General features: G+C 73.1%; 10 protein-coding genes. 1 reads left to right on the forward strand and 9 read right to left on the reverse strand.

All coding sequences use genetic code 11. The features are described 5' to 3' along the window. Positions 1 to 17: 17 nt before the first annotated feature. Both ACFC1T_RS17275 and ACFC1T_RS17280 read right to left on the reverse strand, forming a co-directional pair. Positions 18 to 503: a DUF1453 domain-containing protein gene (locus tag ACFC1T_RS17275; protein WP_375889290.1), complete on the reverse strand. Its 486-nt coding sequence runs from the start codon at positions 501 to 503 to the stop codon at positions 18 to 20. 154 nt (positions 504 to 657) lie between these two features. Further along, positions 658 to 2,769 carry a type IIA DNA topoisomerase subunit B gene (locus tag ACFC1T_RS17280; protein WP_375889293.1) on the reverse strand — a complete coding sequence of 704 codons (2,112 nt, stop codon included), beginning with the start codon at positions 2,767 to 2,769 and terminating at the stop codon, positions 658 to 660. Between the two features lie 538 nt (positions 2,770 to 3,307). Between ACFC1T_RS17280 and ACFC1T_RS17285 the strand changes: the two genes are divergently transcribed. Continuing rightward, entirely contained in the window at positions 3,308 to 3,541 is a 234-nt protein-coding gene (locus tag ACFC1T_RS17285) for a hypothetical protein (RefSeq protein ID WP_375889296.1), read from the forward strand. 217 nt (positions 3,542 to 3,758) lie between these two features. Here the strand turns inward: ACFC1T_RS17285 and ACFC1T_RS17290 are convergent, their stop codons facing one another. From ACFC1T_RS17290 to ACFC1T_RS17320, 7 genes are all read right to left on the reverse strand, one after another. Next, positions 3,759 to 4,679, reverse strand: a complete 921-nt coding sequence (locus ACFC1T_RS17290) for a trypsin-like serine protease (protein ID WP_375889299.1) — start codon at positions 4,677 to 4,679, stop codon at positions 3,759 to 3,761. Between the two features lie 214 nt (positions 4,680 to 4,893). Further along, on the reverse strand, positions 4,894 to 6,537 hold the full coding sequence (locus ACFC1T_RS17295; RefSeq protein WP_375889302.1) for an RNA polymerase sigma factor: 1,644 nt from the start codon (positions 6,535 to 6,537) through the stop codon (positions 4,894 to 4,896). 516 nt (positions 6,538 to 7,053) lie between these two features. Beyond that, the gene (locus ACFC1T_RS17300) at positions 7,054 to 7,986 is read right to left on the reverse strand and encodes a FadR/GntR family transcriptional regulator (RefSeq protein WP_375889304.1); all 933 of its coding nucleotides are present in this window, start codon (positions 7,984 to 7,986) and stop codon (positions 7,054 to 7,056) included. Between the two features lie 197 nt (positions 7,987 to 8,183). Further along, positions 8,184 to 9,089 (reverse strand): hypothetical protein, encoded by a 906-nt coding sequence (locus ACFC1T_RS17305; RefSeq protein ID WP_375889305.1) that lies wholly within the window; start codon positions 9,087 to 9,089, stop codon positions 8,184 to 8,186. Positions 9,090 to 9,092: 3 nt separating this feature from the next. Then, on the reverse strand, positions 9,093 to 10,574 hold the full coding sequence (locus ACFC1T_RS17310; RefSeq protein WP_375889308.1) for an ATP-binding cassette domain-containing protein: 1,482 nt from the start codon (positions 10,572 to 10,574) through the stop codon (positions 9,093 to 9,095). Positions 10,575 to 10,787: 213 nt separating this feature from the next. Beyond that, positions 10,788 to 11,075: a hypothetical protein gene (locus ACFC1T_RS17315; RefSeq protein WP_375889310.1), complete on the reverse strand. Its 288-nt coding sequence runs from the start codon at positions 11,073 to 11,075 to the stop codon at positions 10,788 to 10,790. Positions 11,076 to 11,186: 111 nt separating this feature from the next. Then, positions 11,187 to 11,945: an NUDIX domain-containing protein gene (locus ACFC1T_RS17320; RefSeq protein WP_375889312.1), complete on the reverse strand. Its 759-nt coding sequence runs from the start codon at positions 11,943 to 11,945 to the stop codon at positions 11,187 to 11,189. Between the last annotated feature and the right edge of the window lie 117 nt (positions 11,946 to 12,062).

Raw genomic sequence — 12,062 nt, forward strand, 5'->3', positions numbered from 1 at the left:
GTGCTCACGGCGACGGTTCAGTGCAGCAGGGCGGTCGCCCGCGCGGGCTCCAGCGTCCGGGCCCTCCAGTTGACCACGAGCGAGCGGACCAGCAGCAGGACCGCCATGCCGAGCATCAGCGAGCTGCCCGCCTGGTGGACGCCCAGGGCCGAGCCGGCCGCGTACAGGCCGATCCGGACGACGACCATGCCGCCCCAGGCGGCCAGGGTGGCCTTGGTGCCCTTGACCATGACGTTGCCGTCGGCGGCCCGCCAGACCCGGACGGTCCAGCCCCACACCGTCCCCATCGCGAGGGTGGTGACCAGCCCGGCGGCGAGCAGGGCGCCCGACAGCGCGGTGTGCTGGTGGTCGATGATCTGGGGGTCGCGCAGCGCGAGCACGCCCAGGATCAGCGGGAGCAGCCAGAAGCGGCGTTCGGTGTCCAGTCGCTGGACGCGCATCTGGCGTCCGACGACCAGAACCACCACCGCGGCGATCACGAGGAGGTTGGCGAGGGATCCCATCGGATTCTCCGTCCCGGGAGAGGCGTGTTGCTGACCTCTCCGACGCTACGGATCCGGCGCTCCCCGCTGATCGGAGCCGGGGTGGACCCCGGGTGGAACCGACGGCGCGGGGGCCCTCCACCCGTGGGTGGAGGGCCCCCGTCGGCCGGCCGCGTCAGGCGTCGATGCGGGAGCGGTCCAGGGTGGCCGCCGAGTCCACGATGAACTCCTTGCGCGGGGCGACGTCGTTGCCCATCAGCAGGTCGAAGATCTTCTCGGCCTGCTCCAGGTCGCCCAGGTTGATCCGGCGCAGGGTGCGGTGGCGCGGGTCCACGGTGGTCTCGGCCAGCTGGTCGGCGTCCATCTCGCCCAGGCCCTTGTACCGCTGCACCGGCTCCTTCCAGCGCTGCCCCTTGCGCTGGAACTCCAGCAGGGTGGAGCGCAGCTCGGCGTCGGAGTAGGTGTAGTGGTACTTCTCCTGGCCGCGCTTGGGGCTGGTGAGCTCGATCCGGTGCAGCGGCGGGACGGCGGCGAAGACCCGGCCCTGCTCGACCATCGGCCGCATGTAGCGGTGGAAGAGGGTCAGCAGCAGGGTGCGGATGTGCGAGCCGTCGACGTCGGCGTCGGCCATGAAGATCACGCGGCCGTAGCGGGCCTGGTCGATGTCGAAGGTGCGGCCCGAGCCGGCCCCTATCACCTGGATGATCGCGGCGCACTCGGCGTTCTTGAGCATGTCGCTCACCGACGCCTTCTGCACGTTGAGGATCTTGCCGCGGATCGGTAGCAGCGCCTGGAACTCGGAGTTGCGGGCGAGCTTGGCGGTGCCGAGCGCGGAGTCGCCCTCGACGATGAACAGTTCGCTGCGGTCGACGTCGTCGCTGCGGCAGTCGGCCAGCTTGGCGGGCAGCGAGCTGGTCTCCAGCGCGGTCTTGCGGCGCTGGGCCTCCTTGTGCTGCCGGGCGGCGACCCGGGTGCGGGCGGCCGCGACGACCTTCTCCAGCACGGCCCGGGCCTGCTGCTTCTGGTCCTTCTTGGCCGAGGTGAGGAAGGCCTTGAGCTCCTTGGCGACGACGGCCGCGACGATCCGGTTGGCCGCCGAGGTGCCGAGCACCTCCTTGGTCTGGCCCTCGAACTGCGGCTCGGCGAGCCGGACGGTGACCACGGCGGTGAGGCCCTCGGTGGCGTCGTCCTTGGTGATGTCGTCCTCGGCGACGCGCAGCAGCTTGGCGCCGCGCAGCGCCTCGTTGACGGTCTTGGCCAGCGAGCGCTCGAAGCCGGTGACGTGGGTGCCGCCCTTGGGGGTGGCGATGATGTTGACGAAGGAGCGCAGGGTGGTGTCGTACCCGGTGCCCCAGCGCAGCGCGATGTCCACGCCGAGGTGGCGGGTCACCTCGGTCGGGGTCATGTGGCCGAGGTCGTCCAGGACCGGCACGGTCTCCTTGAAGGTGCCCTCGCCCTGCAGCCGCACCACGTCGCTGACCGGCTTGTCGGGGGCCAGGAACTCGCAGAACTCGGCGATGCCGCCGTCGTAGTGGAAGACCGACTCCTCGACCTGCTCGCTCTCGGTGAGCCGCTCGTCACGCACGACGATGGTCAGGCCGGGGACGAGGAAGGCCGTCTGCCGGGCGCGGTTGTGCAGGTGCTCCAGGGAGAGCTTGGCGTCCTTGAGGAAGATCTGCCGGTCGGCCCAGTAGCGGATCCGGGTGCCGGTGCGGGTCTTGGGCACCTTGCGGGTCCTGGTGGTGCCGTTGGCGGGCTCGAAGGGCGCGTCCGGGCTGGCCTCGGTGAAGATGCCGGGGGTGCCGCGGCGGAAGCTGATCGTGTGGGTGTGGCCGCTGCGGTCGACCTCGACGTCCAGCCGCGCGGAGAGCGCGTTCACGACCGAGGCGCCGACGCCGTGCAGACCGCCGGAGGCCGCGTAGGAGCCGCCGCCGAACTTGCCGCCGGCGTGCAGCTTGGTCATCACGACCTCGACGCCGGACAGCCCGGTCTTGGGCTCGACGTCCACCGGGATGCCGCGGCCGTTGTCCCGGACCTCCACCGAGGAGTCCGGGTGCAGCAGCACCTCGATCCGGTCGCAGTAGCCGCCCAGCGCCTCGTCCACCGAGTTGTCGATGATCTCCCAGAGGCAGTGCATCAGGCCGCGGCTGTCCGTGGAGCCGATGTACATGCCGGGGCGCTTGCGGACGGCCTCCAGGCCTTCCAGGACGAGCAGGTGCCGCGCGGTGTAGTTGGAACCGTCGTCGCCGGCCAGCAGCGCGGACGGCACGGTCGTTTCGGCACTCACGCGGCACTCTCCTCGGTGAAGTTCTGTCTCATCGGTCACATCCGGACGCATCCGGACCAACCGCCAGTGCAGCACGCCGCACCGACAGTCGTCGCTCTGTGTGCTCGCACCCCTGCGACGGGTGCACAGCACGGCGGGCCGGCCCCGCGCAGCTTGTACGCGCTGCGCGAACAAGGACCGCGCCCGGGCTTGGGCCCCGGGGGCGCCATCTCCTCCCGGTACCACCGGTCCTGGCGGATCGTGGGGTCCGGCGCAGGCTCCGGAACTGCTGTTATGCAGGCTACCGGGGCCCGGGACGGGGCTTATGCTCCAACCCGGCAGAGGATTATGCTACGCGGACCTCGACCCCGGTCCCGATCGGACGTTCGAGCGACGGGCGGATCCCGGGATTCGGTACGCATGAACCACCGACGCCCGGGGCACCTCCTCATCAACACAGCAGAATCCTCAGAGAAGAAAAGCCACGAGCGGGAACGTTTTCGGCCTGGTTGGATGTTGACCCTGGTACGACAGCTCGTCGAGCTAGAGAAGAGGCGACGTGACTACTGTTCTGACACCTGCGAGCCCGCTCACCGCGGCGGACCGCTGCGACCGCTGCGGCGCCCAGGCCTACCTGCGCGTCGTACTCGCCAGCGGCGGAGAGCTGCTCTTCTGCGCCCACCACGGCCGGAAGTTCGAGCCGGAGCTCAAGAAGATCGCCGTGGAGATACAGGACGAGAGCGGCCGTCTCACCACCAGCACCACCGCGACGGCCGCCGAAGAAGAGCGCTGATCCCAGGCGCCTCCACCAGCAGCCAGCGTCGAGCTGTGTCCGGCCGCGCACCGCGCGCGACCGGGGAGCCGGGTGGTCGACCCCTTCGGGGGCCGACCACCCGGCTCCGCTGTTCTCCCGACCGCTCCCCCGCGTTCACCGCCACCCGGACCGCGGGGCCCCGGGCCGGAGCCGAAACGGCGTCAGGACGTCATCGCCCCATCACCCTCGGCGATGGTCAGAGCGCGGAGCGCACCGCGTCCGTGACCGAGGACACCCTGGTGTAGACCCCGGGGTGGGCCGCCTCGGCGCAGCCCGTCCCCCAGGAGACCAGCCCGACCAGCCGGCCGGCCACGATCAGCGGGCCGCCGCTGTCGCCCTGGCAGGCGTCCTTGCCGCCCTTCTCCTCGCCCGCGCAGACCATGCCGCGGGCGTCGAACTTGCCGTCCTGCCCGCCCGGGTAGGCGTGGGCGCAGGTCTGGTCCGCGACGATCGGCACGTCCACCCGGCGCAGCACCGGCGAGTAGTCGCCCCGCCCGCTGGTGTCGCCCCAGCCGTAGACCTGCGCCGCCGTCCCGGCCGCGTACGGTCCGCTCTCGCCCTGGCCGACCAGCTCGACCACCGGCCGGGAGCCCTGCGACTCGTCCAGGGTGAGCACCGCGACGTCGTTCATGTTCGCGGCGAAGTTGTAGTCGGGGTGGACCCAGATCCGCTGGACGGCCACCTCGTGGCCGGCCGAGCCGCGCATGTCGTCCCGGCCGACGACCACCTTGAGCCCCGGGCGGTCCACCCGGCCCTTGGCCTCGTCGTAGAAGCAGTGCGCGGCCGTCACCACCTTGGTCGGGGTGACCAGCGCGCCCCCGCAGAACTGGCCGGAGCGCCCGCTGCCGAACTGCTGGCGGCTGGCCAGCGCCACGATCCACGGGTGGTCGGCGGTGCTCACGGTGGCACCCCCGACGACCCGGCGCTGCGCCTGCGCCGGGCCGGCCGCACCGAGCGCCGCCAGCGGCACCGGAACGGCGGCGAGCAGCGCCAGCAGCGCGCCCCGTCGCCGCAGGCGGCGGCCGGTCCGGGCGACGGCCGGGACGACGGCGCGGTCGCTCCGGCGCGGGACGGGGGTCGGCAGGTCGACTGGGTCCGGGTCGGTCAGCACCGTCACTCCACAAGGCTCGGCAGCAGGCAACCGGCACAGCGTAGGTGACCGACTACACTGGGCGACCACTTCCGGGTGTGCCGCCACCCGGACGAGCGACAAGCGCCACCCGGACGCTGACGCACCGCCCCCGAACGGCCCGAAGGCCCGGAACCGTGGGGTTCCGGGCCTTCGTCACGTACTGCCGCCGGTCGGGCCTGCCGACCGGTCGGGCCGCCGATCAGTCCAGGTAGTCGCGCAGCACCTGGGAGCGGGACGGGTGGCGCAGCTTCGACATGGTCTTCGACTCGATCTGGCGGATGCGCTCACGGGTGACCCCGTACACCTTGCCGATCTCGTCGAGCGTCTTCGGCTGGCCGTCGGTCAGGCCGAAGCGCATCGAGACCACGCCGGCCTCGCGCTCGGACAGGGTGTCCAGCACCGAGTGCAGCTGCTCCTGGAGCAGGGTGAAGGAGACCGCGTCGGCCGGGACGACCGCCTCGGAGTCCTCGATCAGGTCACCGAACTCGCTGTCGCCGTCCTCGCCGAGCGGGGTGTGCAGCGAGATCGGCTCACGGCCGTACTTCTGGACCTCGATGACCTTCTCGGGGGTCATGTCGAGTTCCTTGGCCAGCTCCTCCGGGGTGGGCTCGCGGCCCAGGTCCTGGAGCATCTGGCGCTGGACGCGGGCCAGCTTGTTGATGACCTCGACCATGTGCACCGGGATGCGGATGGTGCGGGCCTGGTCGGCCATGGCGCGGGTGATCGCCTGGCGGATCCACCAGGTGGCGTAGGTCGAGAACTTGTAGCCCTTGGTGTAGTCGAACTTCTCGACCGCACGGATCAGACCGAGGTTGCCCTCCTGGATCAGGTCCAGGAACAGCATGCCGCGACCGGTGTAGCGCTTGGCCAGCGAGACCACCAGGCGGAGGTTGGCCTCCAGCAGGTGGTTCTTGGCCCGGCGGCCGTCCTCGGCGATGATCTCCAGCTCGCGCTTGAGCTTCGGGGCGAGCTTGTCGGCGGCCGAGAGCTTGTCCTCGGCGAACAGGCCGGCCTCGATGCGCTTGGCGAGCTCGACCTCCTGCTCGGCATTGAGCAGCGGGACCTTGCCGATCTGCTTGAGGTAGTCCTTGACCGGGTCGGCGGTGGCACCGGCGACGGCGACCTGCTGGGCCGGCGCGTCGTCCTCGTCGTCGTCGGAGAGCACGAAGCCCTGCGACTCCTCCTCGGGCTCCGCCTCCTCGCCCGCCTTGTCGCCGGGCAGCGCGACGTCCTCGAGCAGCTCCTCCTCGCCGATGAGCTCCTCGTCGCCCTTGCCGGCCTTGGCGCCGGCGGTCTTCTTGGCGGCGGTCTTCTTGGCCGGGGCGGCAGTCTTCTTGGCCGCGGCCTTCTTGGCCGGTGCGGCCTTCTTCGCCGCGACGGCCTTCGCCTCGGTGACGACCGTGGTCGTCTCCACGACGGTGATGTCGGCGGACACGGTGGGGGCGGGCGCCGCGGCGGCGGCGACGGCCGGAGCCGCGACGGGAGCGCCGGGGGCGATCCGCACGGGCGGCTTGGTCGGGGCCGACGGAGCGGCCGGGGTCCGGGTGGTGACAGCCTTGGTGGCGGTGCGCTTGGTGGGGCTCTTGGCGGCAACGCTCTTGCGCTTGGCGCCGGCCGGCTCGGCCGCGCTGACCATGAGGTCCACGCCCTCCTCAATCAGCACCTGATTGAGGCTGCGCATGACGTTCTTCCACTTGGTGACCGGGATCTGGTCCGCCTCGAACGCCTGGCGCACGTCGTCACCGGCGATCTGCCCCTGGGCCTTGCCCCGCTCGATGAGCGCCAGCAGAGCCGCGGACTCGGCGATCTCGGGGGGAAGCGAACGGGATGTGCTGGCCGACACGAACAACCTCTCGGACGATGAGTGGACTCGAACCCGTACCGGCCGCCCGAGCGGGCGGGGAAGGAAATCGCGCGTCGGACGCGCGGTGTCGATTCCGACCGACTCGGGCTTGAGGACTGGGTTTGCAGGACGGCAGCAGCGCCGCGGACCAACACAGCATTCTGACATGTTGGAGTATTCCGGAGCTGCTCCCGCTCAGGAGACATCGCTGCTACTCGTCAAGTGTTACGCATGGCCTTGGTGTCGCGGGTCACACCGTTCGGTGCCCTCGACCCCGGGCCGCCATCCATCATCGCGCACTCGCGGTGAAGTCTATTGTCATGCGCGGAACATTGGCGGGGCGCGGGGGCCGGACGCGGGCAGAACTCGGGCGGGACGTGGGCGGGCACGGGCTGGACCCGGGCGGGACGCCGACCCCACGCAAAGGCCCTCCGGCTGCGCCGCGCGGTGCGGCGGCCGGAGGGCCCTGGCGGAGCGGCCCGCACCCGGCGGGCCCGCTCGCGGAGAACAGCCCGCTCAGTGCTCCCGGGGGGCGGGGACGGAGGGCTCCAGCTCGGGGTGGACGGTGAGCAGCGCGCGCATCGCGGCCTCGCCCGCGGTGCCGTCGCCGGTGCCCAGCGCATCCACCAGCCGGGCGTGCAGGTTGACCGAGGACTCGGAGGGCCGCTCGCAGGAGATGGTCGGACCGCCCGAGACCTGCAGCGCGCAGGAGACGATCCCGGACAGGTGCTCCAGCATCCGGTTGCCGGCCATCTGCAGGATCAGCACGTGCAGCTCGGCGTCGGCCCGGGTGTAGGTGGACAGGTCGGCCTGGGCAGCGGCGTGGCCCATGATCTCGACCAGCTCGACCAGCCGCTGCTGGACGTCCTCCCGGCCGTGGCCGGCCGCGAGCCGGGCGGCCAGCGGCTCGATCGCCCAGCGGAGCTCGAACAGCTCCCGGCGCTGCTCGTCCCGCTGCGGCCCGAAGGCCCGCCACTCGATGATGTCCGGGTCCAGCAGGTTCCAGTCGCCGACCGGGCGGACCCGGGTGCCGACGTTCGGGCGGGCACTGACCAGGCCCTTGGCCTCCAGCACGCGCAGCGACTCGCGGACGACGGTCCGGGACACCTCGAACCGCTGGCCGATCTCCTCCGGCACGAGCGGACGGTCGGCGCCGAGGTCGCCGGAGACGATCATCTGGCCGAGCTGCTGGACCAGCTGGCCGTGCAGACCGCGACCGCGGCTGCTGGTGGTCTTGCGGCCGACCCGGCCGATGTCGGACTCGGCGCCCTCCCAACGGGGCGCCGGCGGCATCGGCCGGTCGGCGTACGAGAAGCGGTCCAGGTCGCCGGGGCCGTGGATCGGCCCGTCGGCGGAACGGGCGGGGGTCATGGTGGGGTGCGCAAGGGTACTCACGCCTCCTTTGTCGGCGATCGGCAGGCGCAGCTTGAGAATTCTCGTGAAAAGCACACGAAAGGGTGATCGACCGTGACTGGATAATTGACTTCTTATCAGGAAGAACCGCGCATTGCGGTCACTGCTGGTCGATCTTGGTGCTTCGGGACGGCGCACCGCCCCGGGACGGGCGGTACCGGTCCGCAGCACCGGTACCGCGGCGGCGGGTCCGCGGCGCGGGCCCGAGGTCCACGGGGTGGGTCACCCGTGGGTCACAGCGCCCGGCGGCGGGCCTGGACGAGCAGGGCGGCCAGCAGCAGGGCCCCCGCGGGGGCCGCGACCGCCGCGAGCAGCGCCGGGTCCGTCAACGCCGCGCCCCCGGCCGCCGCCTCGCGCGTTCCGCCGTACACCCAGCCGTAGGCCCACTCGACGCCGGACTGGAAGGGCAGCAGTTCCGCCGCCCGGGTCGGCCACGGACGGCCGGTGCGCCGCAGCAGCAGGGCGACGCCGGACTCCAGCAGCGGCGGCAGCGCGCACAGCAGCAGCACCCCGGCGGCGGCGCTGCGGGTCAGCGAGGCGGTCAGCACACCGGTCCAGGCGGCCACCACGGTCAGCAGGACGAAGGCCAGCAGCGCGCCCGGCACCCCGTGACCGGTCGCCGGCGCCAGCGGGGCGAACAGGCCCGGCAGGTCGGCCGGCCGGTCCAGCCCGACCGCGCCCAGTGCCGCGGACGCCCCGCCGGACAGCGCGCCCGGATCCGTCCGGGCCGCCACCGTCACGCCGTCCGGCAGCGCGAGGTGCACGGCCACCAGGTCGACCAGCAGGGTGGCCAGCGCCAGCAGCGCCGCCACCGGACCGACCACCAGCAGCTTGGCCAGCAGCAGCCGCACCCGGCGCCCGTACGCCACCTGCGAGGCCGCCAGCCCCGGGTGGCGCACCTCGTGGCCGTACGAGAGCGCGCCCAGCACGCCGGCGCCGAGCGCCGCGAAGGGCAGCGGGATCAGCGGGACGGCGGCGGTCAGCAGGCGCACCCCGGCCGGACCGGCCAGTGGGCCGGGCGGGGCCTGGCTCGCCAGGACGGCGGCCACGACCGCGTCGCAGAGCAGGACGGCGGCGAGCAGCAGCCAGGTGGAACGCAGGCCGCGCAGGCGGCGCAGCTCGTAGGCCAGGACACGCACGGTTCACTCGCTCCGGTGGTCGTCGGGGGTGGCGGGGGCGACAGCGGGGCCGTTGCCGGGGATGATCCGGCCGAGGCGGACGGTGTCGTCGGTGAGCAGGTCGGCCCCGCTCCCGACGGCGGGCCGCGGCTCGGGCGTGCGCACGGTCACGGGCTCGGCCGGGGGCACCGCCTCGGTCGCGGTGGCGGTCGCGGTGGCGGCCTCGGCCACGGTGCGGACCGGGGCGGTGGGGAGGGGCTCGACGGGGAGGGGCCCGGGTGCCGGGGCGGGACGGTCGCGGAAGAGCCGCTCCACGGCGACGGTGGGCGCGGGCGCGGGGGCCGGCTTCCGCGCGGGGGCGGCTAGAACCGGCAGGGCGGCCGTCACGGCGGCGACCGGGAGCGCCCGGGTGCTCCGGAGCGCGTCCTCGCGGGAACGGCCCTCCGAGGCGGGCTCCGGGACGGCGGCTGCAGGGAGCCCGGGCTCGGGGGCGGCGAGCTCGGGGGCGGCGAGCTCGGGGGCGGGATCGGGGACGGGACCAGCGGCGGCCTCGACGGCGGCCTCGGCCTCCGACTGGAGGGGGAGGCGGCCCGAGCGGCCGGAGGCCACCGGCAGGGCGGTGCGGGGCACCGGCTGCTCGACCACCCGGTCGGCCAGCTCGTGCAGCAGGATCCCGTGGCGGTAGGCGAGTTCACCGATCTCGGTGCGGTCGATGCCCGCCACCGCGATCCCCGCCCCGCCGTCCCGGCGGACCTCGGCGCCCTGACTGACCAGCAGGTCCGCGAGCCGTGCCATCTGCGGCCCCCGGACGGCCACTTCGGGGCTCAGCCTGGTCCGGCAGAACTCCGCCACCGGCTGGTCGGCCAGCATCCGGCCACGGTCCAGGGTCACCACCCGGTCCGCCAGCTGGGCCGCCTCCTGCGGGGTGCGGGTGGTCACCAGCACGGTTCCGCCCGCGACGGCGAAGGAGCGCAGGAAGGAGTGGAACCACTCGACGTTGCGCGGGGACAGGCCCTCGGTCGGGGCGTCCAGCAGCAACGTGCCGGGATCGCCGAGCAGCGCGGCGGCCAGCGAGAGCCGGCGGTGCATCCCCGGGGAGAAGGTGCGCAACCGCTGTCCGGCGACGGAGGCCAGCCGGGTCTGCTCCAGCAGTTCGTCGGCCCGCCGGATCGGGACCCCGACCGCCGCGGCCAGCATCCGCAGGTGGCCGCGCGCCTTGCGGCCCGGATTCCCGGACACCGCCGCGGCACCTTCCCCCAAGGCCGGCAGCAGCACGCCGATCTCGCGCTCGGGGCGGCGGATCCGGCGGTAGGTGCGGCCCTCGAAGAGCGTGATGCCCTGGCCGCGTTCGAGTTCGAGCATCAGCCGCAGCGCCGTGGACTTGCCCGCCCCCTCGTCGCCGAGCAGTGCGGTCACCATCCCGGGCCGGGCGTCGAAGGTCAGATCGAGCACCGCGGGCGGGGCGCCCTTGCGATGGACCTTGGTCAGTCCGGTGATCTGGATCATCGCTGGCTGCTCCCATGCCCTCGGCCGACCTGCTCGACGCCAGCACATTAGGGGTCAGCAGCGCCGATTCCGGGCATTACCGAACCGCGACGGGCCCACCGCCTGCCCACCTCACCCGATCAGGGGACAATCCGATCCTGCGATTCACCGGAGGAGGCGGCTGGGGGACAGTCGTGTGGGCCGTGGGTCGGACAAGGGTCCGCGGGGCGCGCCCTACGGCGACACGAAGACCTTGGCACCGGGCGGGAGCGGCTGGCCGACGCACTCGCCCCGGTACTCGTCGACGGCGGCCCGGCCCTGGACGGCGGTCTCGGCCAACTGCTCCTTCTCCGCGCTCAGCCGCTCCTCCACGGAGGCGATCGCCTGCGGGTCACCGTGCGCGGCCTTCAGCGCGGCCAGCTCCTTCTCAGTCCGTTCGGTGACCTCGGTGAGGTTCTCGAAGTCCGCGACGAAGGTCTCGATGATGCCTCGCTGCCGGGCGCAGTCGTCGGTGACGGCCATCGCAGGGCTCCCAGGGTCCGCAGGCCTTCGGTCCGGTGACCGAAGCGTCCATCGCCACTGTGCCCCGGTGCCGCCGGTCCGGCCCCCGGGCCGGGGCCGTTCGGTGGGGGCTCAGGAGTCGGGGCGGAGCATCGGCGGGTTGAGGACGGTCGCGCCGCCGGCGGTGAAGAGCTGCGCCGGGCGACCGCCCTGACGGGTGGTGGTGCCCCCGGAGGGGAGGAGGAAGCCGGGGGTGCCGGTGACCTTGCGGTGGAAGTTGCGCGGGTCGAGGGCGACGCCCCAGACGGCCTCGTAGACGCGGCGCAGCTCACCCACGGTGAACTCGGTCGGGCAGAAGGCGGTGGCCAGGGAGGAGTACTCGATCTTGGAGCGGGCGCGCTCCACACCGTCGGCGAGGATCAGGCCGTGGTCGAAGGCCAGCGGGACTCCGTCGGCCGGGCTCCCTCCGAGGAGTTCGCCGACCGGCGCCCAGCGGGCGCCGCTGGCGTCACCGCCGGCCCGGGGGGTCGGCAGGTCGGGGGCGAGCACCAGGTAGGCGACGCTGACCACGCGCATCCGGGGGTCGCGCTGCGGGTGGCCGTAGGTGGCGAGCTGCTCCAGGTGGGCACCGGCCGCGCCGGGGCCGACCGCTTCGTGGCCGGGGGCGGAGTGGGCGCGCAGACCGGTCTCCTCGGCCAGCTCGCGGGAGGCTGCCTCGGCCAGGCCCTCGTCCGGTCGGACGAAGCCGCCGGGCAGCGCCCAGTACCCCTGGTAGGGCGGCTCACCCCGTCTGACCAGCAGGGCGCAGAGCGAGTGGTCGCGCACCGTCAGAACCACCAGGTCAACCGTGACAGCGAACGGGGGGAAGGCCGACGGATCGTAGCGCGACATGGCGACGATCATAGTCGTCTCTCTGACGATAAGCACAGGCCCGTACGCGGAGCGCACAGCAGCCGCCCGCCGGCCGTCCGAGACGGTTCGCGCACGGGCGGTCCCGGCTCGGGAGCC

The sequence above is a fragment of the Kitasatospora sp. NPDC056076 genome, from assembly GCF_042266305.1.
In the GTDB taxonomy this organism is placed as follows: domain Bacteria; phylum Actinomycetota; class Actinomycetes; order Streptomycetales; family Streptomycetaceae; genus Kitasatospora.

Excerpts from the sequence above, each read along its gene's own strand:
- ACFC1T_RS17275 (WP_375889290.1), bottom strand. The coding sequence starts at position 503 with ATGGGATCCCTCGCCAACCTCCTCGTGATCGCCGCGGTGGTGGTTCTG.
- ACFC1T_RS17320 (WP_375889312.1), bottom strand. The coding sequence starts at position 11,945 with ATGTCGCGCTACGATCCGTCGGCCTTCCCCCCGTTCGCTGTCACGGTT.
- ACFC1T_RS17310 (WP_375889308.1), bottom strand. The coding sequence starts at position 10,574 with ATGATCCAGATCACCGGACTGACCAAGGTCCATCGCAAGGGCGCCCCG.
- ACFC1T_RS17315 (WP_375889310.1), bottom strand. The coding sequence starts at position 11,075 with ATGGCCGTCACCGACGACTGCGCCCGGCAGCGAGGCATCATCGAGACC.